Source organism: Pseudomonas reactans (assembly GCF_013387025.1).
GTDB lineage: Bacteria > Pseudomonadota > Gammaproteobacteria > Pseudomonadales > Pseudomonadaceae > Aquipseudomonas > Aquipseudomonas reactans.
Genome location: NZ_JACAQP010000001.1, coordinates 1 through 22767, shown reverse-complemented (window position 1 = coordinate 22767; position 22767 = coordinate 1). Strand labels below are relative to the sequence as shown.

Sequence of the window (22767 nt, the reverse complement as noted above, 5' to 3'; positions counted from 1 at the left end):
ACACCATGAACGATCAATGGATCGACGTCTGCGCCGTGGGCGACATTGACGAAGAAGACGTGCTGCGCTTCGACCACGGCCCGCACACCTACGCGCTGTACCGCTCGGCCGAGAATGAATTCTTCGCCACCGCCGGCCTGTGCACCCACGAGAAAATCCACCTGGCCGACGGCCTGGTGATGGACCACGTGATCGAATGCCCCAAGCACAACGGGCGCTTCGATTATCGTACGGGCAAGGCCCTCGGCGCGCCGGTGTGCGTCAACCTCAAGACCTACCCGGTGCGGGTCGAAGCGGGGCGGGTGTTGCTCGCGGTCACGGCCTGATGATGAACGCTCCGTTGATTATCGTCGGGGCCGGTCATGCCGGTGGCCGGGCGGCGCTGACCTTGCGCGAAGAAGGTTATACCGGGCGCTTGATTCTGATAGGCGATGAAGCGCACTTGCCCTATGAGCGGCCGCCGTTGTCCAAAGGCCTGTTGCAAGGCACGGCGGAGCTGGCCGGCTACAGCTTGTGCAACAGTGCGCGACTGGCTGAGTTGGGCATCGAGCACATTGCGGGTAACCCGGTGACTCAGCTAGAGCCGCAACAACATCGCCTGCAACTTGCCGACGGCCACTGGTTGCCTTACGCCGGTCTGCTGTTGGCCACCGGCGGCCGGGCGCGGCGTTTGCCCCAGGCGCAGGCCAATGTGCTTTACCTGCGCACTCACGATGAGGCGCTTGCGTTGCGCAGCGCTTTACGACCCGGCACGCGGCTGGTGGTGGTGGGCGGTGGTTTTATCGGCCTGGAAGTGGCAGCGACCGCACGTGGCCTGGGCTGTGAAGTGACGGTGCTGGAAGCCGGGCCACGCTTGGCGGGGCGTGTACTGCCAGCGGTTATCTCCCAGGCGCTGCTGGATCTGCATCGCGAGCACGGTGTGGAGGTGCGTTTGAATGTGGCACTGGAGTCAATCCAGGCCGATGCCGTGCTGTTGGTGGACGGGCAACGCTTGCCCTGCGACCTCGTCGTGGTCGGCATCGGTATGCAACCCAACATCGAACTGGCGGCGGCAGCAGGACTGGAGGTGGGGCAGGGCATTCGTGTCGATGCGTGCCTGCGCACCAGCGCGCCGAACATCTATGCCGCCGGAGATGTGTGTGAGTTTCGCCTTGACGGTCTCTATCAGCGCCAGGAAACCTGGCGCAATGCCGAAGCCCAGGGCCGGCATGCCGCGCTGAACCTGCTGGGGCGTGAAGTGCCGTTCGAGGCGCTGCCCGGTTTCTGGTCCGATCAGTACGACTGGGGCTTGCAGACCGTGGGCGTAATCACACCGACAGTGGTCAACCGCCCATTACCGAGCGGTGGCCTGTTGCTGTTCTACCTCGATGGCGATCAGCACTTGCAAGGCGCCTGTGGTTGGGCGCGGGGCAACAGTGTGGCCAAGGACATCAAGCTCTGCGAGCGCCTGATCAGCGCGCGGATTGCGCTCGATACCGCCAGCCTGGCCAACCCCGAGCTGTCCCTCAAACTCTTGCTGCGAGGCTGATATGCGCCAATTCCTGGTGTTCCAATCCCTGTGGGCGATGCAGACCGAACCTGGCGCCCTTGACGCCCAACTCGACCGCATCCAAGCCGCCGGTTTTGACGGCATTACCGATCATTACTGGCAGCCTGCAGACGTCGCGCGTTTGCACGCGGCGGCTAGCTCAAGAGGCTTGCAGATCGAGGGCCAGTTGTTTCCGCAATCGGTGGATGACCTGGCCGCCGCACTGGACGCGATCAGCCGCTATGGCTGCCACCACCTCACCCTGCAAGCCGACGTACGCCCGCGCACCCAAGCCGAGGCGGCCCGGTTGGTCGAAGGCTGGCAACGCCTGGCCGAGCAGGTGGATTTTCCGGTGTTGCTGGAAACCCACCGTTATCGCCTCACCAACGACCTGCTGTTCACGCTTGACCTGCTGGCGCAAATGCCGGATTTAAAGCTGCTGGCCGACCTGTCCCACTACGTGGTCGGGCGTGAACTGCCCGAACCTGGCGCGCCTGAAGACGACGACCACATCCGCACGATTTTGCGCCACAGCTGGGGGTTCCACGGCCGTGTCGCCAGCAGCGAGCAGGTGCAAGTCTCCCTGGATTTCCCCCAACACCAAGCCTGGGTACAGCGTTTTACCCAGTGGTGGCGCTACGGGATCGAAGACTGGCTGGCCCGGCCCGACACGCCGCAGAGCCTGTCTTTCACCTGTGAACTGGGCCCGCCGCCCTATGCGATTACCGACGCGGACGGCCGCGAAATCAGTGATCGCTGGGCCGAAGCGCTGAAGATGCAGGCGCTGATTCGCGACGTGTGGGAGAGCTGTCAGGCATGATCTGCTAATCTGCGCGGGTTCAATCTCGCCCTTTAGCCTGGACTTTCACCATGACGCCATCCTCCGTTCAGCCGCCCCTTGAGCCGCAGTCCGTCTGCCATCCCATCACCAGCAGCGCGATTTTCATGGTTGCCACGGTCGCCCCCGGCAGTGAAGACACGGTGCGTGGCTGGTGCGCGGACATCGCCGGCTTGGTGCGTTCGGTGGGCAAGCGCGTGCCGGCGGGCAATCTGACCTGCGTCTGCGGGTTTGGCTCGCACGCGTGGGACCGGCTGTTCGGCGCACCGCGCCCGGCGGCGCTGCATCCGTTTCGTGAATTCGGCGTAGAAGGGCGCAAAGCCGTGTCGACACCGGGGGATATCCTGCTGCATATCCGCGCCGAACAGATGGACCTGTGTTTCGAACTGGCCACCCATGTGATGGCGGCCCTGGGCGACAGCGTCAAGGTGGTGGATGAGGTCCAGGGTTTCCGCTATTTCGACATGCGCAGCATCATCGGTTTTGTCGACGGCACCGAGAACCCGGTGGGGCGCAAGGCCGAAGGGTTCACCATTGTCGGTGATGAGGACAGCGAATTTCGCGGCGGCAGCTACGTGCTGGTGCAGAAGTACCTGCACAACATGACGGCCTGGAACGGCCTGACGGTGGAGGCCCAGGAGAAGGTGATCGGGCGGACCAAGCTGTCGGATATCGAATTGGACGAAGAGGCCAAACCGAGCAATTCCCACAGTGCGCTGACAGTCATCACCGACAAGAACGGCGATGAAGTGAAGATCCTGCGCGACAACATGCCTTTCGGCCGCCCCGGTGCCGGTGAGTTCGGCACCTACTTTATCGGCTATGCACGTTCGCCGGAGCCTCTGGAATTGATGCTGGAAAACATGTTCGTCGGCCGTCCGGTCGGCAACTATGACCGCCTGCTGGATTTCAGCACGGCGGTCACCGGCGGCCTGTTTTTCGTGCCTTCGGCCGATCTGTTGGAAGAACTGGCCGAGCGCAAACTGTAGGAGCGAGCTTGCTCGCGAAGGTCGTCAACGATAACGCGGGCTTGCGGGTTTGCTGCGGCGCCTGTGCGTTCTTCGCGAGCAAGCTCGCTCCTACAGTAAGCCGGTGCTGACGGCTACGATCAGGAACACCCCCAGCAACGCGCGATAGATCACGAACGGCCAGGTGGAAAACCGCTCCAGGAACTTCATCAGGCCCCAGATCGCAAAAAACGCCGAGAGGCTCGCGACCACCAGGCCGAACAGCAAATGCGGCCAGGCATGGGCGGGCATGTCGGCGTGCAGCAGCACCCACAGTTCCTTCAAACCGGCGAGGGCGATGGCGGGCAAGCCGAGCAGGAAGGAGAACCGTGCGGCTTCCTCACGCTTGAAGTTGAGGAACAGCGCGGCGGTCAACGTAGAACCGGAACGCGAAACCCCTGGAATCAGCGCACCAATCTGCGCAACGCCCACGATCAACGCATCCCGCAGGCGCATCTCGCTCACCTCGCGGGTGTGGCGTGCGCGCACTTCGGCCACCGCCAGCAGCACGGCCATGACCACGCAGGAAATGCCGATCACCATCAACCCGCGCAACGGCGAGTTGCAGGCGTTCAGGGTCGAAGACAGCGCCAGGCCGGCGATGCCGATGGGGAGGGTCGCCAGCACAATCGCCACCGCCAGCTTGAACCAGCGATCGTTGTAGTCACCCCGGCGCACCGCACCGATGCTGCCGGTGGTCACTTGGCGCACATCCCGCCAGAAGTAACTGACCACTGCAGCCAGCGCCGCCAACTGCATGGCCGCCGAGAATGCCGAGCCGGGGTCCTGCCAGCCGAGCAGGGCGGGGACTACGCGCATATGGGCGGTGGATGACACCGGCAGCAGCTCGGTAATGCCCTGGATCACGCCCAGGATGAAGATCTGCAGGTAGTCCAGGGAGGCAAAACCCACGTCCAGGCCGGCGGTACAGGCGTTTGTCAAAATACGTGTCCTTGAAAGAGAGCGGCAATTTCGCGGAGTTTATTCGAAATGTTTCAAGGTTTTGGTAGAGGCAATACCTATTTGCAATCGGTTCAGCAAGTAGAAAGGTTGGCCGCTCTCTTGGCCTGCCCACCGGTTTTGTGAACAATGGCGCCCTGTGTTTTTTCACCGAGAATCTCATGCCCGAAGTCACCGTCGAATTGATCCAGACCGGCCCGGAGCACGCCGAGCTGATCCGCAATCTTTACCAGTACTACGCCTATGAATCCTCTGACTGGGAACAGGAAGATGTGGAGGCCGATGGCCGTTTCTACATTCATGACGAGCACCTGGTCCGTTACTGGCAGGACCCGCAATGGAGCGCCAACCTGCTGTTGGTGGACGGCTATATCGCGGGCTTCCTGTTGATCGAAGGCAGCGAACTGCCGGGCATCGATGCCCTGGAGCTGGCCGACTTGTTCGTCCTCAAGCGTTACCGCCGCAAAGGCATCGGCCGCGCCATCGCCAGCCAGGTGTTGTGCAGTGGCGAGGCTGATTGGCTGGTGCGCTTCTATGATCAGGATGAAGTGTCTCAAGCGTTCTGGCGCACGGTGCTGGATAACCTGCCGCGTCCGGTACAGACGATTGAGCTGGAGGATGACCCGCAGCTGGTGAGTTACCTGATTACGCGGGCGGCGCTGCATTAAACGCCTGCTGCATCACCTGCGGCGGCTGCCCGAACGCCCTTAAGAACGCTTGGCGCATGCGCTCGCGATCACCAAACCCGGTTTCGCGGGCGACCACCTCGACCGGGTGGCGACTGGTTTCCATCATCGCTCGTGCCGCCTCTACCCGCAGCGACTCGATGGCCTTGGCCGGCGTTTGCCCGGTCTCTTCCCGGAATACCCGACTGAACTGGCGCGGGCTGAGGCGGGCAACATCGGCCAGGGCGTCTACCGACAAGTCGTGGGTCAGGTTCTCGCGGGCATAGGCCAGGGCCAGTTGCACGCGGTCCGACTTGGGGTCCAGCTCCAACAACGCCGACAACTGCGACTGTTCACTGCCCCGGCGTTGGGCGATCACCAGTTTGCGCGCAATGCGCCGGGCGAGGTCGCTGCCCAGGTCGTTTTCCACCATCGCCAGTGCCAGGTCCACCCCGGCACTCATGCCGGCGCCGGTCCACACCTGGCCGTCCACCACGAACAGCTTGTCTTCTTCCAAATGAATGTGCGGATAGCGCTTGCGAAAGGCCGGCGCGTGAATCCAGTGGGTGGTGGTGCGCTTGCCTTCCAGCAAGCCTGCTTCGGCCAGCACGAAGATGCCCATGCACAACGAGGCGACGCGCCGCGACTGGGCGGAGGCGGCCTTGACCAGTTCCAGCAGGTTGGCCTCCGGCAGGCGGAACTCCAGGTAACCGCTGACGATCAGCGTGTCGTAGCCCTCCGGCCGGATCGGCGTGGTGTTCACTGAGAAGCCCTGGGATGTCATCACCGCGCCGCCGCTCTCCGACACCAGGTGAAACTCATAAGCCGGTTCGCCACGCAGCAGGTTCGCGCACTCGAACACCGAACCCAGGCTGAGGCTCAGGGACTGGAAGTTCGGGTAAACCATCAGCGCAACGCTGTGCATCGCATGTCTCCGGGAGGGTGGGAGCAGGGATTGTCGGCGGCTGCCGGGAAAACGGCAACCGACTTTGGCGGATGTCCGAAATCCTTGCGGATCTGACATTGTGCGAGTTTGCCCAGGCTCCTAACATTCCCTCAACGCACTAGACGACTGGTCTAATCCGATGAGCAGCGAAACTAAAACAGTACGCCAGAGCATTCTTGACACGGCGCAATTGATTGTTGGCCGCAAAGGTTTTTCTGCGGTGGGCCTGAACGAAATACTGCAAACCGCCGAAGTACCCAAAGGTTCTTTTTATCACTACTTCACCTCAAAAGATGCGTTCGGCGTTGTATTGCTCGACCACTACTTCGACAACTATGTGCACGGCATGCAGCAACTGTTCGACCTGCCGGGTTTAACCCAGCACGCCAAGTTGATGGCTTATTGGCAATGCTGGATCGACAACCAGACCGGCTGCACCGACGCGGGAAAATGCCTTGCCGTCAAACTCGGTGCGGAGGTGTCTGACCTTTCAGAGCCGATGCGCCTGGCCCTGCAACGCGGCACCACACGCACCATCGGGTTGCTCGCCAAGGCCTTGCAGCAGGGCGTCGAAGACGGCTCGGTAGTGATTACGCAACACCCGGACAGCCTGGCCCAGCGCCTGTATGCGTTGTGGTTGGGCATCAGCGTCATGAGCAAGATCACCCGTACTACGGCGCCTTTTGATGAGGCCTTGGGGTTGACCCGGCAGTTGTTGGGTCAGCCGGAAGAAACTGACATTCACACCTATCGAGGCACTGGAAAATGAAAGTATTAATGGTACTGACCTCTCACGACCAGCTTGGCGATACCGGGCGCAAGACCGGCTTCTGGCTCGAAGAGTTTGCCGCACCCTATTACGCGTTCAAGGACGCCGGCGCCGAGATCGTCCTGGCTTCACCGGCCGGCGGCCAGCCGCCATTGGACCCGGTCAGCGATCAGCCGGACTTCCAGACCGAGCAGACCCACCGTTTCGCCGCCGACCCGGCAGCGCAGCAGGCCCTGGCGACCACGCTGAAACTGGACTCGGTCAACGCCGACGATTTCGACACTGTGTTCTACCCAGGCGGCCACGGCCCGCTGTGGGACCTGGCCGAATCGCCGGTGTCGATCGCGCTGATCGAGTCATTCGAGCGTGCTGGCAAGCCCATCGGCTTTGTTTGCCACGCACCGGGCGCGCTGCGTCACGTCAAGGCGGTGAATGGTGAACCGTTGGTCAAGGGGCGTCGCGTCACTGGGTTCTCCAACTCGGAAGAGGCGGCGGTGGAGCTGACCGATGTGGTGCCGTTTCTGGTGGAAGATGAATTCAAGAAGCTGGGCGGCCTTTATGAGAAAGGCGCTGACTGGCAGTCCTTTGTCATTACCGATGGCTTGTTGGTTACTGGGCAAAATCCTGGCAGTTCCAGTGATGTCGCTAAAGCCCTGCTGAAACTCACCGCTTAATTAATTAGACCGCTTGGTTCATTGGCGACTTTTATAAGTCGCCAATGCTTTAGCGCGTCCAGAATTTGGAAATCCTTAAATGACTGACAATGTTTTAAGTACCCCAGTAAAACTGGGTCACCATACGCTGAACAACCGTATTGTCTTGCCGCCGTTGACGCGCCAGCGCAGCGCCCAACCGGGTGATATCGCCACCGACTTGATGGCCGAGTATTACTGCCAGCGGGCCAGTGCCGGTTTCATGGTCAGCGAAGGCACGCAAATCGAGCCGCGTGGCCAAGGCTATGCCTGGACACCGGGCATATACACCCCCGCGCAGATCGATGGCTGGCGCAAGGTCACCGACGCGGTGCATGCCGAGTGCGGGGTGATCTTTGCCCAGTTGTGGCATGTGGGTCGGGTGTCCCATAACGCTTTGCAGCCTGAAGGGGCGGCGCCGGTTGCACCGTCGGCCCTCCAGGCTCTGCAAGCCAAGGCCTTTATCGAAACCGCGCCGGGCGAGGGTGAGTTGAAACAACCGCCGGTGCCACGTGCGTTGACTACGCAAGAGGTTAAGGACTTGGTTGGGCATTATGCCCAGGCGGCACGCAATGCGCTGGATGCGGGGTTTGATGGGGTGGAAATCCATTCGGCCAATGGCTACCTGGTAAACCAGTTCATCTCGGTCCATGCCAATCAACGTGACGATGAGTACGGTGGTTCGTTGGAAAATCGCCTGCGCTTTCTGCGTGAAATTGTTGAGGCGGTGAGCGCGGTGGTCGGGCCGGAACGCCTGGGCGTGCGCTTCTCGCCGTTGTTCAGCGGCACCGATCAAGACCGTGTGTACATCGGCCTGGTGGAAGACGATCCGCACCACACTTACATCGAAGCCATCAACGTGCTGGAAGCATCGGGCATCGCCTACGTCTCCATCGCCGAAGCTGACTGGGACAACGCACCCGACCTGCCTGAATCGTTTCGCCGTGCCGTGCGCGAGACGTTCAGCGGACGGATCATCTACGCCGGCCGCTACACCGCTGAACGCGGTGCGCGGTGGGTAGAGGCGGGGCTGGCGGATTTGATCGCGTTCGGGCGGCCGTTCATTGCCAACCCGGATCTGCCGCAGCGGCTGTTCAACGGGTGGCCGTTGAATCCGCTGCGGGTGGAAGGGATGTACGGTGGTGGTGCAGAGGGCTATATCGATTACCCGGTTTACGCCGAGTAATCAGGCAACCCGCAACACAATCTTGCCAATATGATCCCCACCTTCCATGCGCGCATGCGCCTGATCGGCTTGGGTGTAATCGAACACCTGGTCGATCATCGGCAGGCAGCGCCCGGCTGACAGCACTGGCCATACGTGCTCACGCAGTTGGTCGGCGATTGCGGCTTTTTCATCCTTGGTCCGTGCGCGCAGCAGCGAACCGGTGACGATTGCGCGTTTGCCGAGGATGGTCAGCAAGTCCACCTCATTGGCCTTGGCACCGCCGAGGAACCCCAGCATCACCAGGCGACCGTCCATCGCCAGCGCCTTGAGGTTGTTGTTGAGGTAGGAGGCTCCCATGATGTCGAGGATCACATTCACGCCTTGATCACCGATCACCTGGGCGAAATCCTGCTCTCGATAGTTGATTGCTTCTGCGCCCAGGGCACGAATGGCCGCACATTTTTCTTCGCTGCCGGCGGTGGCAAACGCCTGGATGCCGAACTCGCGGCACAGCATCAGCGCGGTGGTGCCGATACCACTGGTGCCGCCATGGATCAGCACCCGCTGGCCCTTGTGGGCGCCGCCGATGCCGAACAGGTTGGCCCACACGGTAAAGAAGGTTTCCGGGATGGCCGCCGCTTGAATCCAGTCCATGCCTTCGGGAACCGGCAACGCCTGGCTGGCGGGCACTGCGCAGTATTGGGCGTAACCACCGCCATTGGTGAGGGCGCAAACTTTGTCACCGACGGCGTACTCGGTCACGCCATCGCCCAGGGCCACCACTTCACCGGCCACTTCCAGGCCGGGGATTGGGCTCATGCCGGGTTTCATCGGGTACTTGCCGGCGCGCTGCAAGGCATCCGGGCGGTTGACGCCGGCGGCGTGCACGTGGATCAGGATTTCACCGGCTGCCGGGGAGGGCAATGGCACCTGGCGCGGCTTGAGCACCTCGGGGCCGCCAGGGGTGGTGATTTCAATCAGGGTCATGTCGGTAGGCAGGGGCATTTTGCGGGTCCTGTTGCGGTGAGCGTATGAAGTGGGACCACCTTACCTGGCTGTTGATTCAATCGGAACCCCGCCCTACCAGCGCATACGCGCCAGTAGGGGGAGGACGTTTCAGCGGTTCAGAAATGCCAGCAAGTCTTCGTTCAACTGCTGGGTATGGGTGGCGGCAAACCCGTGCGGCGCGTCCTTGTACACCTTCAACTCGGCACCTTTGATCAGCTCGGCCGCGACTTTACCGGTGGTCTCGAACGGCACGATCTGGTCGCCATCGCCATGGATCACCAGGGTCGGTACGTCGATCTTGGCCATGTCCGGGCGGAAGTCGGTTTCGGAGAACGCGGTGACGCAGTCCACAGTCGCCTTGAGGGACGCCTGCAAGGCGATCTGCAACGTCTGGGTCTGTACGCCTGCGGAGACAACCTGACCCTTGTTGAGGCCATAGAATGGCGTGTTGAAATCGCTGATGAATTGCGCGCGGTCCTTCAGCAACTCTGCCTTGAAACCGGCGAACACGTCGAGGGGTACACCCTGCGGGTAATCGGCTTGCTGGCCGAAAATCGGTGTCACCGCGCCGAGCAATACCAGGCCGGCCACGCGCGCGCTGCCATGGCGTGCGATGTAGCGCGCCACGTCGCCGCCACCCATGGAGAAGCCCACCAGGGTCACGTCCTTGAGGTCCAGGTGCTCGATCAACTGGGCGATATCGTCGGCGAAGGTGTCGTAGTCGTTGCCGGTCCACGGCTGGTCCGACCGGCCAAAACCACGGCGGTCGAATGCGATGGTCCGAAAGCCGCGGCTGCTCAGGTATTCCATCTGGTATTCCCACATATCGGCATCCAGCGGCCAGCCATGGCTGAATAACACGGGCTTACCGCTGCCCCAGTCCTTGAAATAGATCTGGGTGCCGTCTTTGGCAACGAATGTGCTCATGGAAAACTCCTGGGAGGGTGGGAAGAGAATGCTAGCTCACTATTGCGCTAAACCGGACGAAGGGCTTGTACGCCTGTGCTCGGTTGAACGGTTGAACGTCTATGCTGGTCGATTGACTTCCAACGTCAGATCACACAGGTGAACGAAATGGCCAAGACTTACAGCTACGCCGCCCAGAACGCCAAGGACTCCCTCAAGCCTTACACCTTCGAGCGTCGCGCGCCGGGGGCGGATGATGTGCAGATCGACATTCTCTATTGCGGGGTCTGTCACTCCGACTTGCACACCGTGCGCAACGAATGGAACAACACCCTTTATCCTTCCGTGCCCGGCCATGAAATTGTCGGTCGCGTGACGGCAGTGGGGGGCAACGTCAAGACGTTCAAGGTCGGTGACCTGGCCGGCGTCGGCTGCATGGTCGACAGTTGCCAGCACTGCGCGTCCTGCGCCGAAGGCGAAGAGCAATATTGCGAGAACGGCTTTACCGGCACCTACAACGGCCCGGTATTCGGCGGTGAGAACACCTTCGGCGGCTATTCCGACAGCATCGTGGTCAAGGAGAAGTTCGTGCTGCGCATTTCCCACGACGCGTCCAACCTGGCCGCCGTGGCGCCGTTGCTGTGCGCGGGCATTACCACCTATTCGCCGTTGCATCACTGGAAGGTCGGCCCCGGCAAGAAGGTCGGCGTGGTGGGCCTGGGCGGCCTGGGCCACATGGCGGTGAAGATCGCCCATGCCATGGGCGCCCATGTAACGCTGTTCACCACCTCACCCAACAAGCGTGAAGACGGTTTGCGCCTGGGCGCCGATCAAGTGGTGGTATCCAAGAATGCTGACGAGATGGCCAAGGTCGCCAACAGCCTGGACTTCATCCTCAACACCGTTGCTGCACCGCACAACCTCGATGCGTTCCTCAACCTGCTCAAGCGTGACGGCACCATGACCCTGGTCGGCGCGCCCGACAGCCCGCACCCGTCGCCGACGGTGTTCAACCTGATCTTCAAGCGCCGCAGCCTGGCCGGCTCGCTGATTGGCGGCATCCAGGAAACCCAGGACATGCTGGATTTCTGTGCCAGGCACGGGATTGTCTCGGACATCGAAATGATCGATATCCAGGGCATTAACGAGGCGTATGAGCGGATGCTCAAGGGCGATGTGAAGTACCGGTTTGTGATCGATATGGATAGCCTGAAAAAGGAAAGCCACGCCGCTGCGTGACGTTTGCTTGTCCGTAGGAGCGAGCTTGCTCGCGAAGAACGTCAACGGTAACGCGGCTATCCAGGATAAACGCGGTGCCCTTGAGTTTTTCGCGAGCAAGCTCGCTCCTACAGGTGGGGCAGGGTTCAGGCCGAAAGGTGTTCGTACAGAATCGTCGCACCCACCAGCATCAACACCACGCCCCCAACCATTTCAGCACGCTTGCCCACCACCGTGCCCAGCACCCGGCCAAGCATCATGCCGAGGGTCACCATGGTCATGGTCGCCAGGCCAATGGCCGCCGCCGCGACCAGGATATTTACATCGACAAACGCCAGGCCCACACCCACTGCCAGTGCATCGATGCTGGTAGCAAAAGCCGTCACGGCAAGGATCATGAAGGAATGCTGGGTCGGCTTGCCGGCCTCTTCGTCATCGGCCTTCAACCCGTTCCAGATCATGTGCAACCCCAGCCCGACCAGCAGGGTGAAGGCGATCCAGTGGTCCCAGTTTTCCACCCAGCGGGTGGCAGCGTGGCCGATAGCCCAGCCGATCATCGGCGTGATGGCTTCGATCACACCAAAGATCAGGCCTGCGCGCAGGGCTTCGGTAAGGCGCGGTTTGTGCAGGCTGGAGCCTTTGCCGATGGCCGCCGCAAAAGCGTCGGTAGACATGGCCAAGGCCAGGAGGATCAGGGAAATGGGGTTCACGGTAAGGCTTCCAGTCGGGCTATGGGACACAACGACACCGCCACGCGCCCGACTTCAGGCATGGGGTGTCGCTGGTCTCACCAACCGAAAAGACGGTGTTCGCACCACGGCAGGTTGCCGAATATGTTGATACGAACGCTTCCAACAGGGTCAGAAGCCGGTTACTCCCCAACGAGGAGGGCGATTTTAGGTGGGCGGATATGAAAATTCTGTCAAAGCCTTCAAGGCCGCTGTGGCTTCACCGACGTGCCAAAGGTATTGCCCATGCGCACGCTGGTCGCCGCCGGGGTGGATAAACCCACCGCGTTCGGCGGCCGTTTTTCCACGGGGATGTTCTGGGCTTCGCGGTTTTTCTTCGCCGCCTTGGTCGCATTCGTATCGTTGCCCATCTGCTGGCTGAGGCAGCCGTAGTCGGGTGCCTTGTAGCCATCCACGCTGACTTCGGCGCACGTGCCGGCAGCGCTTTCGGCGTGGGCGAGCACGGGCATGGCAGCGCACAGCAACAGGCTGGCGAGGGTCGGTAACAGCTTCATCGGGCCTCCTGGCAGGCCCTGAGGAGTGGGCCGGTAAGGGTTGAAAGTGTAGTGCAGCGGGCTTCTCGTCACCGTGATGTTTTTTTTGCTATCACCGTAACATCAGGTTCATAAACTGGCCTCAGGATGACGGTTTTCTAGGGCGCGTCGGCCGTGCAGCGATGCAGAGCAGGGGGTGAACAGGGGGGCTGGAGGCGCGTCATGTGCGCCCTGGTCTTGCTGTTGCTGCTGGCCGGCGGTCGTACGGCGCAGGCAGAGTCACTGCTGCTATCGTTGAACCTGCCGGCGCAAGACCTGGAACATGCACTGCAAGCCTACAGCCGCGCCACCGGGATGGCGGTGCTGGTGGACCGCGAGTTGACGCGGGGCCGGCGCTCCATCGGGGTACGCGGGCGCTTTACGGCGCAAGAAGCACTGGCGATGTTGCTGACAGGGAGTGGCCTGATGGCACGTTATGCACGCAGCGATGCGTTTACCTTGCAGACCCCGCAAGTCAGCCAGCTACCGCCCACAAAGGGGGCGGCGGCACGCAGCGCCGCGCGGATCAACAACAGCTACGCGACGGCATTGCAGCAAGCCATCGAGACCAGCCTGTGCCGCTCGCCGCTGACCCGGCCCGGCAGTTTTCGGGCATTGGTGCAGGTTTGGGTCAACCCAAACGGGGTGATTGAACACAGTCGGCTGGTCAGCTCCACCGGCGATGAACAACGCGATGAAGCACTGGTACGCAGCCTGAGTGCAGCCCGGGTCCAACGCCCGGCGCCGAGTTCACTGCGCCAACCGGTGACTTTACTTCTGATGCCTGACACAGCAGGAACACGCATGGAATGCACAGCAGCGAAAGGAACCTGGGGCGGATGAAAAATACCGGGCACAGTACGATGGTCAGCTTGTTCCTGGCCTCCTACGAAGACTTCAAGGTGCGTTTGCGCAAGCGCCTGGGCTCGGAAGACCTGGCCAACGACGTGCTGCACGAAACCTACCTGCGGGTCGACCGCATGGACGTGCCGCCCAACCTGCAACAACCCAACGCCTACCTCTACCGCATGGCCTTGAACATCGCCGCCGACCGCCGCCAGGCCGATGCGCGCCTGCTCACCGGCAGCGAAGTGGAAGAACTGCTGCAAAGCGCCGACGAAGCCCAGGACCCGTCGCGGGTGGTGGGCGGCCAGAAAGAAATCCAGTCGCTGGTCAAGGCGCTTTACGAACTGCCGGCACGCCGCCGTAAAATCCTCATCGCCGCCCGCTTGGAAGAGGCGCCGCACCTGGAGATTTCCCAGCGTTTCGGCATCTCCACGCGCATGGTCGAGAAGGAAATCAAGGCCGCCCTGGGCCACTGTGCCAAGCGCCTCGAAAGAAAAGTGATTCAGCGGTTCGGTCCCGGGGCCGGAAAACCGTCTTAGTGTCGAGTCCCTGATAAATCCGTGAGTACGTGCGCGCTTGAATATTTTCAGCTTCCCCAACGCCCGGTCATCCGCCGCCAGCCCCCTGCACGATGAAGCCCGCGACTGGCTGCTCCTGCTGACCTCGGGCCGCGCCACCGTGGCCGATGCCAAGGCGCTCAAGGCCTGGTGCGCGCAAAGCCCTGAACATGCCCAGGCATTCGAGCAGGCCAAGGTGCTGTGGCAAAACCTCACACCGGCCCTCGACCAGGTGGCGCAACCGCGCAGCTTTGGTCGACGGGCGTTCCTGGGCGGCGCGATTGCCGCTTCGGCCGCGGTGGTGATGGTGCGCGTCGGTGTGCCGGGTGGCTTTGCCGGGCTTACCGCGGACTATCACACTGAAGTCGGTGAGCAGCGCCAGGTGCTGTTAAGCGAGGGGATCAGCTTGGAGCTCAACACCCAGACCCGCATCAGCCGGGTGGGGCAGGGCATTGAATTACTTGAAGGCGAAGTCGAAGTGATCGCCCACGTTGCCCAACCGCTCAAGGTCCAGGCCGGCGAGGGTTGGGTGAGCGCGGCGCAGGCGCGGTTCAATGTGCGCCATACCGATCACACCGTGTGTGTCACCTGTATCGAAGGGTCGCTGTCGGTGGACGCTGCCGGCAACAGCATGAGCCTGGGCAGTGGCCGGCAATTGACCTACAGCACTGCCGGTTTCAGTGATGTGACGACAGTCGACACCCAGGCCGTCGTGGCCTGGCGTGAACAGGTGCTGGTGTTCAACAACGCCACATTGGCGACGGTGGTGGATGAGATCAACCGGTATCGGCCTGGGATGCTTGTGCTGCTTAACAAGCAACTGGGACAGCGCCGGGTGCAGGCACGTTTCAGTCTGCAGCAGCTGGCGGGCGTGGCATTGTTGATTCGCGATGCATACGGGGCGAAGTGCACGGAGTTGCCGGGTGGGGTGGTGTTGTTGAGTTAATTCATCGACCCCAACGGCCCCACCACCTGCCGATATTTTTCCACGCCCTGAGGCGTCTGCCGTACCAAACTGATTTCCAGTCCCAGCGGATCCTCCCGACGATTTCCGCTCAATTGTCGCCATCCCTTGTCTGCGTCCCACACTCGCACCTGCAAGTCACTCACACCGGTTAACACCACCACCCCATCCTTGGCCGCCGGCAGCGGGTATCGGTCCCGCGTCGGGGCGGCGGCGCGGTACAACGAGTCGCCCTTGAGCCACCAGCGCACGCGTTGCAGCCCATCCCCGGCCATCGGGGCGCTGCGGATCACGTCCAGCCTGAAGCCCTTGCTGTCGGAGCTGCGTACGGTCACGGCGGCCAGCCCTTCGGTTTTGGGCGCCTCGTCTTGCGCCACATAGGTGGCGACCAGCTCAACACTGGCGCGCAAGCTGATGTCGCGCTGCATCTGGTTCAGCGCCCGCAGCAGCACCTCCGTCTGCTCACTGCTCGCCTGCAAATGCTGATCAGCGCGCGTCACGCTGTCCAGCCCGCGCCAGGCAATCAGGCTGACCACCGCCATGAGCATGATCGCCACCATCACTTCGATCAGGGTGAAGCCTTGCTGGGAGGTGTTCATGGTTGACTCACTACGCGCATCAAGCCGGCGGCGTCGCGTTGCAGGCTGAGGCTGTGTTGCCCGTCGGACAGCACCACCCGCAGCGGTGGGTTGATCCATTCGGCATTGAGCACCAGGGTTTGCCGGGGTTCGATGTTGATCTGCATGGGCGTGCTTTCCCAGAGGCGCGGCCGCAGTTGGGTGTCGCCCTGGAAGGACTCCACGCTCGTCCCGTCATCGCTACGGCGGTTGAAGCGAAAGCCCTTGGCATCCGCACGCCAAGTGATAGGGCGGCCGTCGGCGTGGGCTTCGGCCTGGGCGATTTGCAGCAACTGGCTCAGGCGCTCGGCATCCTTGCGCAGCAGGTGCAGCGGGTCGGGTTTGATCGTGAGGCTGATGGCGGCGCTGGCGATGCCGATGATCACCAGCACCACCATCAGCTCGATCAGGGTGAAACCTTGCTGTTTCATCGCGGGCTTCCTGGAGAACTGGGGAGTCTGTGAAATAAAAGCGTGCGAATTGATCTGTAGGCTGGAGCGACGGACAAACAGGAGGTCCTCCCCATGGCATTTGCCCCTCGTTTCACCCTGGCCCACGGCGTGCAGGCGCTGGGTGTACTGGCTGCGCTGGCGGGCGTGGCGGTATGGACGCCGCTGCTGCTGACCACGGCAGAATCCCACACGCCCCAAGCCACGCCCCAGGCACTCGCGGCGCGCAGCGATAACCCGGCGCTGCAATGGTTTTCCAATGCGCCGACGGCGCTGCAGGTGAAGGTTACGGGGGTGCTGGCGGGCGCCCGTGGTGCGGTGGCGATCCTCAGTCTCAACGACGGCCCGCCGCGCAGCTTTCTATTGGGCGAACGGCTCAGCCCCGGCGTGCGATTGACGGCCATCGAAGGCGATGGAGTCGAGATCGAGCGCGGTGGCGAGAAGCTGCGCGTCAACCTCGACAAGTTGCCGGAAGGGCCTGCGCTGCCGCTGCTCACTCGGCCATGACCTGAGTGTCCAGGCGCGCCAGGGGGGGCGCTTCGCGGCTGGCGTCGAGCACCTGCAGGTTGACCTGAAACAGGCGGCCATCGGCACTGATGGTCTGCTCGCAACGCAATTTCAGGCGGCCTTGATCACACTCGAAGGTCTTCTTGCCGCTGCGCAAGTGGCCCTCCAGGCGCAGTTCCGCGAGGCGGCTCTGCGCTGCCAGCAACGCAATGGATTTGTCCCGCAGCAAGCCGTTGCTCTGGGTCATCAACCCGGCCACGCGCACGGCGGCGGCCATGGCCACGGCGATGATCGCCAGGGCCACCAGCACCTCGATCAGGGTAAAACCTTGCTCCTTGCGACGGCCGTACATGGCGCTCTCAAAGCCGGGAAACAGGTCCGCAGACTAGCGCCGGCAGTTGACCGATTGGCGACCGAAACTCCCGAGGATTTTCAATACGACTGACATGTGTTCTTGCAACACTGCGGCTCGAATTGCACTCAAGCCAAGGAATGTCGAGATGGATATCGCGCGCCTAACGTCCCCATTGCCAGGCCCTCGCGGGCAGCGTGGCTTCACCTTGATCGAGATCATGGTGGTGGTGGTCATCCTCGGGATCCTGGCCGCCATGGTGGTGCCCAAGGTGCTGGACCGGCCGGACCAGGCACGGGCCACAGCGGCCAAGCAGGACATTGGTGGGTTGATGCAGGCGCTGAAACTCTATCGCCTCGACAACGGTTCCTACCCCAGCATGAACCAGGGATTGAAAGTGCTGGTGGAGCGCCCGGCGGACGCGAAGAACAGCAACTGGCGCGCCTATCTGGAACGGTTGCCCAACGACCCATGGGGCAACCCTTATCACTACCTCAACCCAGGCGCCAACGGTGAAGTGGATGTGTTCTCCCTCGGTGCCGACGGCCAGCCGGATGGCGAGGGTGTGAATGCCGATATCGGCTCCTGGCAGCTGTAAGGCCCAGCATGAAACGGTATTCGCCCCCAGCGGCGAAGCAGCGCGGCATGGCGATTATCAGCGCCTTGCTGATCGCCGCGGTGGTCGCGGTATTGGCCGGCGCCATGCTCACGCGCCAGACCGTGTTCACCCGTGGTCTGGAAGCCGAGCAATTGCGCATCCAGGGCCAATGGCTGTTGCAGGGTGGTCTTGAGCGCAGCCGACAGATGCTCTGGGATGCACGTCAGAAGGACGTGCTGACGCGCCTCGATCAACCCTGGGCCCGCGTTCAACGCGGCGTCTTTGAGGGGCGGATCGAGGACGAGCAAGGCAAGTTCAACTTGCGCAATCTGGTCAATCGCCAGCAGGTGGATGCTGATCAATTGCAGAGCTTCGAACGGCTGTGCCGACTGATCGGTGTCGATCCGGCGGTGAGCCGGCGCATCAGCCAGCGGGTGATTGCTTCTTATGAACCGCCCGCCAAATACCCGATGCTGCGCAGTCTGGATGACCTGAGCGGCATCGAAGGGCTCGACCCCGTCGTGCTGCAGCGCATGCACGCCTATATCAGCGTGTTGCCCGGCCAGACCTGGGTCAACGGCAACACCGCCAGTGCCGAAGTGCTCAGCGCGGTGGTGCCGCAGCTCAGTCTGTCCCAGGCCCATGGGTTGGTGGCCGAGCGCGACAGCGGGCAGTGGTTCATCAACCGAGGGGATTTCGTCAACCGCCTGCGTTTGCCCCAAGTGGCCGTGGACTCGGTGCACGTGGGCATTACCAGTGAATGGTTCCGCGTGCAGGGCCAGGCCCGGCGGGAGCAGCGGCGGGTGACGCTTGATGCTTTGCTGCATCGTCCCGAAGACCGTCAGCCACGCGTGATCTGGTCGCGGGTGGGCGTATGAAACGCCTGCGCATTGGCTTGCCGCCGCTGGATCAATTGACCGCCGAAAGCCAGGTCACGTTTGCCTGGCTGGAACGTGGCGTGGTGGTTGAAGAGGGTTATTCGAGCCTGGCGCAACTGGCCAAGTCCCGCCAGGCTGTGGAGTGTTTCCTGCACCCGCGCGACAGCCTGCTCACCAGCCTGGAGTTGCCACCATTGCCTGCTGCGAAAACGGCTGCGGCGGTGGCCTGTGCGGCGCAGGCGCTTATCCTCGGCCCGGTGGAGCAGATGCAGGTGGTCCACGGCCCGCGCGAAAGTGATGGGCGTGTGCAAGTCGCTTGGGTACCCAAGGCCGGGCTGGAGCGGATTGCCCAGTTGCCATTCAAGCTGCGCGGCCTGTACCCGGCACCCTTTGCCTTGCCGGTGGGCGCTGCGGCGTTGGATCACGGCTATCTGTTGACACGTGACAGCCTGCAACAAGGTGCCGTGCACCCGCTCGGCTTGCAGACGCTGGATATACCACTGGTTGAAGCGGCGCAGCGTTGGAGTGGCGCGGTACCCACGTGGGGCTTGCACGGCCGTCTGCGTCAACCTTCGACTGTTGGATGGGGCAGGGCGCTCGCGTGTGTCGCGCTCGCCACCGCCATCTGGACCCTGGGCCTCAACCTGTATGCCGCGCGCCAGGTCGAGGAAGGCCAGCGCTTCAAAGCATTGATGAGCCAGCAGGTGCGCCAGGCGTTTCCCGAGTTGCCGGTGGTGCTCAACCCCTTGCAGCAAGCCCGTCAGCAATTGGCCGCACGCCAGAGCGGTGCCGCTGCTGATCCCGGCCAACGCTTCATCAGCCTGCTGCAATTGGCGGGTAGCAACCTGCCGTTTATGGTCGGCAGCGTCGACAACCTGAGCTTTGAGCAGGGGCGTCTGCATGTGGCATTGCTCGCCGACAGTCGTAACCCGGCCGCCGAGGGTGAGTGGCAGGCGGCGTTGGCCCAGGCCGGGTTTACCGCCAGCCGCGATGAGCATGCCTGGACGATTGCCCCGGCCCAGGCCGCAGAAAAGCCAGGAGCCGGCGATGAATAAAGTGCAGCGACTGCGCAGCCAGGCCCAGGTGTTCTGGAGCGGCCTGGCCTTGCGTGAAAAACGCCTGTTAGGCGGTGCCGGGCTGGTGCTGGCAAGTCTGCTGACCTGGCTGGTGCTGGTGCAGCCCGCGCTGAAGAAGATCGATTACTGGCAGGCCGAAACCCCCAAGCTGCGCGCCCAGGCCGCAGCCTTGCAGGTGCTGTTGCAGGATGTCGCCGCGCCCAGGCAAGGCGACGAAAGCACGCTGCGCCAGACCTTGGATGGTGCAGGTCTGCAAGGCCATTACCAGTTGCAGGCGCTGGAGCCCGGCGGCTGGCGCTTGACCTTCGACAACGCGCCGGCCGATGCCGTTGTGGGCTGGTTGCTGGGCACTGCGCGTTCGTTTTCCCTGGAGGTGTCCGAGGCGCGTTTGCAGCGCAGCCTCGACACCGTCGACAACTCGGCCGGCACTGTGTCCGGGACCGTTCGCATGGATCAGGCGCTTGGCGCTAAGGAAGCTTCATGAAGTGGTCAGTTCCCCCGTTTCGTCTGGTCGCGCCGTTGCTGGTGCTGGCCCTGAGTGCGTGCAGCAGCCAGGAGGCTGCCAAGCCGTTGCTGGTGGACAGCGAACTCGGCCAACCGCTTGCCGACACGCGTGGCAGCGGCGAGGGCTTGCAGGATCGCTTGCGCGAACCGGCCCCCAAAGCCCCCGTGCAACACCGGGTGACCAACAGCGCCCGTGGTCACGCCCCGGCGGTGGTCAAGGCACGCAATCCGTTGGGTGACCAGCCAGTCCAGCTCAATTTCGTCGACGCCGACATCCAGGCGGTGGTACGCGCACTGTCCCGCGCCACCGGCCAGCAATTCCTGGTGGACCCGCGTGTGAAGGGCAACCTCACTCTGGTCAGCGAAGGCCAGGTGCCGGCGCATCAGGCCTACGACATGCTGCTGGCGGCGCTGCGCATGCAGGGCTTCAGCGTGGTTGACGTCGGCGGCGTGGCCCAGGTGGTGCCCGAAGCCGATGCCAAATTGCTCGGTGGGCCGATCTACAGCGCCGGCAGCAGCGGCATGCAGACCCGCACCTTCCGTCTGCAATATGAGAACGCCGTAAACCTGATCCCGGTGCTGCGCCCCATCGTGTCGCCGAACAACCCGATCAACGCCTACCCCGGCAACAACAGTATCGTCATCACCGACTACGCGGAAAACCTGGCGCGGGTAGCGCAGATCATCAACGGCATCGACACGCCCAGCGCCATCGACACCGACGTGGTGATGGTGCAGAACGGCATCGCCGTGGACATCGCCGCCATGGTCTCCGAACTGCTGGAAACCCAGGGCGCCGACCAGACCCAGAAGATCAACGTGATCGGCGACCCGCGCTCCAACTCGATCATCATCCGTTCCGGCAGCCCGGAGCGCACTGAGCTGGCGCGCAACCTGATCTACAAGCTCGACAACGCCCAGAGCAACCCGAGCAACATGCACGTGGTGTACCTGCGCAATGCCCAGGCGGGCAAATTGGCCCAGTCGCTGCGTGGGTTGTTGACCGGTGAGAGCGATTCCGGTGTCAGTGATGACGCGCGTGGCAAGCTCAGCGCCATGGGTGGCAATGGCAAAAACACCCAAGGCGCGAGCAATGCGCAAAACAGCAGCGGTACACCCACCGGCAGTGGTGTGCAATCCGGTTACGGTCAATCCACGGGTTCAACCGACAACGCCAGTGGTACCGCCAAAGACCAGGACACCGCGTTCAGCGCCGGGGGTGTGACCATCCAGGCCGACGCCACCACCAACACCTTGCTGATCTCCGCGCCGGACCCGCTGTACCGCAACCTGCGTGAAGTCATCGACATGCTCGACCAGCGCCGCGCCCAGGTGGTGATCGAAAGCCTGATCGTGGAGGTTGGCGAAGACGATGCCACTGAGTTTGGCGTGCAGTGGCAGGCCGGCAATCTGGGTGGCAAGGGCGGGTTTGGCGGCGTCAATTTGGGCGGCAGTGGCGTGAATAGCACACCGACCAGCAAGACCAGCATCGACGTCTTGCCCAAGGGGCTGAATGTAGGGCTGGTCAATGGCACCGTGGATATTCCGGGTATTGGCAAGGTGCTTGATCTCAAGGTGTTGGCGCGTGCGTTGAAGAGCAAGGGTGGCACCAACATTTTGTCCACGCCCAACCTGCTGACCCTGGATAACGAAGCGGCGAGCATTTTTGTGGGGCAGACGATTCCGTTTGTCACCGGCAGTTATGTGACTGGCGGCGGGGGTACCAGCAACAACCCGTTCCAGACGGTGCAGCGTGAGGAGGTGGGGCTGAAGCTGAATGTGCGGCCGCAGATTTCCGAGGGCGGTACGGTGAAGCTGGATATCTACCAGGAGGTCAGTACGGTGGATACGCGTGCTTCGGTGGAGGCAGGGACGGTGACCAACAAGCGCGCGATCGATACCAGTATTTTGCTGGACGACGGGCAGATCATGGTGCTCGGTGGGTTGCTGCAGGATGGGTATAGCCAGAGTAATGATGCGGTGCCTTGGTTGTCGGATATTCCGGGGTTGGGGGCGTTGTTCAGGAATGAAAAGCGCAGTGTGAACAAGACCAATCTGATGGTGTTTTTGCGGCCTTACATTATCCGGGACAGTGGGGCGGGGCGCAGTATTACGTTGAATCGGTATGAGTTTATGCGGCGGGCGCAAGGGGGGTTGCAGCCGGAGCATAGTTGGGCGATGCCGGATGTGCAGGCGCCGCAGTTGCCTTCGGTGGAGAAGGCGATTCCTGTTTCTGGGGGGAGGCCTTGACTGTGTACATATCCGTTGCTGCGGTAACGGCGGCCTATGGTTCCGCTCTTACAGCGGGTCACTTTTGGAAAGGCCCAAAAGTAACCAAAAGGCCTTCGCCCCAACACTCGGCACCTCGCCTAGGCTCGGTGTGCCCGTAATCCGACAGTGATTTGGGGGGCCGCCGCCACGCGCCATCCATGGCGCGGGGCGGCTAAACCGGC

At 62.4% G+C, this 22767-nt stretch carries 27 protein-coding genes; 18 read left to right on the top strand and 9 right to left on the bottom strand.

Annotation, left to right across the window (positions count from 1 at the left end; genetic code table 11):
• The first annotated feature begins 5 nt into the window (after window positions 1–5).
• Genes HX793_RS00135 through HX793_RS00120 form a run of 4 tightly spaced genes read left to right on the top strand, consistent with a single transcriptional unit; the run spans window position 6 to window position 3355 of the window.
• A complete protein-coding gene (locus tag HX793_RS00135; RefSeq protein WP_177050535.1) occupies window positions 6–326 on the top strand; it encodes a MocE family 2Fe-2S type ferredoxin in 321 nt (106 codons plus the stop codon).
• A 2-nt stretch (window positions 327–328) separates the two neighbouring features.
• Window positions 329–1528, top strand: a complete 1200-nt coding sequence (locus HX793_RS00130) for an NAD(P)/FAD-dependent oxidoreductase (protein ID WP_177095340.1) — start codon at window positions 329–331, stop codon at window positions 1526–1528.
• Between the two features lies 1 nt (window position 1529).
• Window positions 1530–2348, top strand: coding sequence for a sugar phosphate isomerase/epimerase family protein (locus tag HX793_RS00125; protein ID WP_177095338.1), 819 nt, complete (start codon window positions 1530–1532; stop codon window positions 2346–2348).
• A gap of 50 nt (window positions 2349–2398) precedes the next feature.
• Window positions 2399–3355, top strand: coding sequence for a Dyp-type peroxidase (locus HX793_RS00120; RefSeq protein WP_177095336.1), 957 nt, complete (start codon window positions 2399–2401; stop codon window positions 3353–3355).
• Between the two features lie 90 nt (window positions 3356–3445).
• On the opposite strand, the gene HX793_RS00115 is transcribed toward HX793_RS00120, so the two are convergent.
• Complete coding sequence (locus HX793_RS00115; RefSeq protein WP_177050520.1) at window positions 3446–4315, bottom strand: undecaprenyl-diphosphate phosphatase; 870 nt, start codon at window positions 4313–4315, stop codon at window positions 3446–3448.
• 179 nt (window positions 4316–4494) lie between these two features.
• On the opposite strand from HX793_RS00115, the gene HX793_RS00110 reads away from it, so the two are divergent.
• Window positions 4495–5001 (top strand): GNAT family N-acetyltransferase, encoded by a 507-nt coding sequence (locus HX793_RS00110; RefSeq protein WP_016980128.1) that lies wholly within the window; start codon window positions 4495–4497, stop codon window positions 4999–5001.
• On the opposite strand, the gene HX793_RS00105 is transcribed toward HX793_RS00110, so the two are convergent.
• The gene (locus tag HX793_RS00105; RefSeq protein WP_016980127.1) at window positions 4979–5923 is read right to left on the bottom strand and encodes a GlxA family transcriptional regulator; all 945 of its coding nucleotides are present in this window, start codon (window positions 5921–5923) and stop codon (window positions 4979–4981) included. The two genes, HX793_RS00110 and HX793_RS00105, sit on opposite strands and share 23 nt — an antisense overlap.
• Window positions 5924–6083: 160 nt before the next feature.
• Here HX793_RS00105 and HX793_RS00100 point away from each other — a divergent pair, with 160 nt between their 5' ends.
• The 3 genes from HX793_RS00100 (at window position 6084) to HX793_RS00090 (ending at window position 8591) form a co-directional block, all read left to right on the top strand.
• Window positions 6084–6713: a TetR/AcrR family transcriptional regulator gene (locus tag HX793_RS00100; protein ID WP_177095334.1), complete on the top strand. Its 630-nt coding sequence runs from the start codon at window positions 6084–6086 to the stop codon at window positions 6711–6713.
• Window positions 6710–7387 (top strand): type 1 glutamine amidotransferase domain-containing protein, encoded by a 678-nt coding sequence (locus HX793_RS00095; RefSeq protein WP_177095333.1) that lies wholly within the window; start codon window positions 6710–6712, stop codon window positions 7385–7387. The genes HX793_RS00100 and HX793_RS00095 overlap by 4 nt, the downstream gene beginning before the upstream one ends.
• Before the next feature lie 79 nt (window positions 7388–7466).
• Complete coding sequence (locus HX793_RS00090; protein ID WP_177095331.1) at window positions 7467–8591, top strand: alkene reductase; 1125 nt, start codon at window positions 7467–7469, stop codon at window positions 8589–8591.
• Here the strand turns inward: HX793_RS00090 and HX793_RS00085 are convergent, their stop codons facing one another.
• Together HX793_RS00085 and HX793_RS00080 are read right to left on the bottom strand one after the other, a co-directional pair.
• On the bottom strand, window positions 8592–9578 hold the full coding sequence (locus HX793_RS00085; RefSeq protein WP_177050506.1) for an NAD(P)H-quinone oxidoreductase: 987 nt from the start codon (window positions 9576–9578) through the stop codon (window positions 8592–8594).
• 111 nt (window positions 9579–9689) lie between these two features.
• Window positions 9690–10508: an alpha/beta fold hydrolase gene (locus HX793_RS00080; RefSeq protein WP_095016658.1), complete on the bottom strand. Its 819-nt coding sequence runs from the start codon at window positions 10506–10508 to the stop codon at window positions 9690–9692.
• A 147-nt stretch (window positions 10509–10655) separates the two neighbouring features.
• Between HX793_RS00080 and HX793_RS00075 the strand changes: the two genes are divergently transcribed.
• On the top strand, window positions 10656–11726 hold the full coding sequence (locus tag HX793_RS00075) for an NAD(P)-dependent alcohol dehydrogenase (protein WP_177050504.1): 1071 nt from the start codon (window positions 10656–10658) through the stop codon (window positions 11724–11726).
• 125 nt (window positions 11727–11851) lie between these two features.
• Here HX793_RS00075 and mntP read toward each other — a convergent pair whose 3' ends face one another.
• Both mntP and HX793_RS00065 read right to left on the bottom strand, forming a co-directional pair.
• Window positions 11852–12415, bottom strand: coding sequence for a manganese efflux pump MntP (gene mntP, locus HX793_RS00070; protein WP_177050502.1), 564 nt, complete (start codon window positions 12413–12415; stop codon window positions 11852–11854).
• Between the two features lie 221 nt (window positions 12416–12636).
• On the bottom strand, window positions 12637–12948 hold the full coding sequence (locus HX793_RS00065; protein WP_016980119.1) for a hypothetical protein: 312 nt from the start codon (window positions 12946–12948) through the stop codon (window positions 12637–12639).
• 201 nt (window positions 12949–13149) lie between these two features.
• Here HX793_RS00065 and HX793_RS00060 point away from each other — a divergent pair, with 201 nt between their 5' ends.
• The 3 genes from HX793_RS00060 to HX793_RS00050 are packed head-to-tail and all read left to right on the top strand — an operon-like array spanning window position 13150 to window position 15315.
• Complete coding sequence (locus HX793_RS00060) at window positions 13150–13809, top strand: TonB family protein (RefSeq protein ID WP_016980118.1); 660 nt, start codon at window positions 13150–13152, stop codon at window positions 13807–13809.
• Window positions 13806–14351 carry an RNA polymerase sigma factor gene (locus tag HX793_RS00055; protein ID WP_016980117.1) on the top strand — a complete coding sequence of 182 codons (546 nt, stop codon included), beginning with the start codon at window positions 13806–13808 and terminating at the stop codon, window positions 14349–14351. Before HX793_RS00060 ends, HX793_RS00055 begins: the two co-directional genes overlap by 4 nt.
• Window positions 14352–14388: 37 nt before the next feature.
• On the top strand, window positions 14389–15315 hold the full coding sequence (locus HX793_RS00050) for a FecR family protein (RefSeq protein ID WP_177050498.1): 927 nt from the start codon (window positions 14389–14391) through the stop codon (window positions 15313–15315).
• Here the strand turns inward: HX793_RS00050 and HX793_RS00045 are convergent.
• Together HX793_RS00045 and gspH are read right to left on the bottom strand one after the other, a co-directional pair.
• Window positions 15312–15932, bottom strand: coding sequence for a type II secretion system protein GspJ (locus HX793_RS00045; RefSeq protein WP_177095329.1), 621 nt, complete (start codon window positions 15930–15932; stop codon window positions 15312–15314). The genes HX793_RS00050 and HX793_RS00045 overlap by 4 nt on opposite strands.
• Entirely contained in the window at window positions 15929–16381 is a 453-nt protein-coding gene (gene gspH, locus HX793_RS00040; protein WP_016980114.1) for a type II secretion system minor pseudopilin GspH, read from the bottom strand. Before gspH ends, HX793_RS00045 begins: the two co-directional genes overlap by 4 nt.
• 93 nt (window positions 16382–16474) lie before the next feature.
• Between gspH and HX793_RS00035 the strand changes: the two genes are divergently transcribed.
• Window positions 16475–16906 (top strand): type II secretion system protein N, encoded by a 432-nt coding sequence (locus tag HX793_RS00035; protein ID WP_177050492.1) that lies wholly within the window; start codon window positions 16475–16477, stop codon window positions 16904–16906.
• On the opposite strand, the gene gspI is transcribed toward HX793_RS00035, so the two are convergent.
• Entirely contained in the window at window positions 16893–17258 is a 366-nt protein-coding gene (gspI, locus tag HX793_RS00030; protein ID WP_177050491.1) for a type II secretion system minor pseudopilin GspI, read from the bottom strand. The genes HX793_RS00035 and gspI overlap by 14 nt on opposite strands.
• 148 nt (window positions 17259–17406) lie before the next feature.
• Here gspI and gspG point away from each other — a divergent pair, with 148 nt between their 5' ends.
• Genes gspG through gspD form a run of 5 tightly spaced genes read left to right on the top strand, consistent with a single transcriptional unit; the run spans window position 17407 to window position 22564 of the window.
• Window positions 17407–17856 carry a type II secretion system major pseudopilin GspG gene (gene gspG, locus HX793_RS00025; RefSeq protein WP_177095327.1) on the top strand — a complete coding sequence of 150 codons (450 nt, stop codon included), beginning with the start codon at window positions 17407–17409 and terminating at the stop codon, window positions 17854–17856.
• 8 nt (window positions 17857–17864) lie between these two features.
• Window positions 17865–18734, top strand: coding sequence for a type II secretion system minor pseudopilin GspK (gene gspK / locus HX793_RS00020; RefSeq protein WP_177060881.1), 870 nt, complete (start codon window positions 17865–17867; stop codon window positions 18732–18734).
• Entirely contained in the window at window positions 18731–19789 is a 1059-nt protein-coding gene (gene gspL / locus HX793_RS00015) for a type II secretion system protein GspL (RefSeq protein WP_177060883.1), read from the top strand. Before gspK ends, gspL begins: the two co-directional genes overlap by 4 nt.
• Window positions 19782–20294: a type II secretion system protein M gene (locus HX793_RS00010; RefSeq protein ID WP_177050488.1), complete on the top strand. Its 513-nt coding sequence runs from the start codon at window positions 19782–19784 to the stop codon at window positions 20292–20294. Before gspL ends, HX793_RS00010 begins: the two co-directional genes overlap by 8 nt.
• Window positions 20291–22564: a type II secretion system secretin GspD gene (gene gspD, locus HX793_RS00005; protein ID WP_177095325.1), complete on the top strand. Its 2274-nt coding sequence runs from the start codon at window positions 20291–20293 to the stop codon at window positions 22562–22564. The genes HX793_RS00010 and gspD overlap by 4 nt, the downstream gene beginning before the upstream one ends.
• Window positions 22565–22767: the final 203 nt, after the last annotated feature.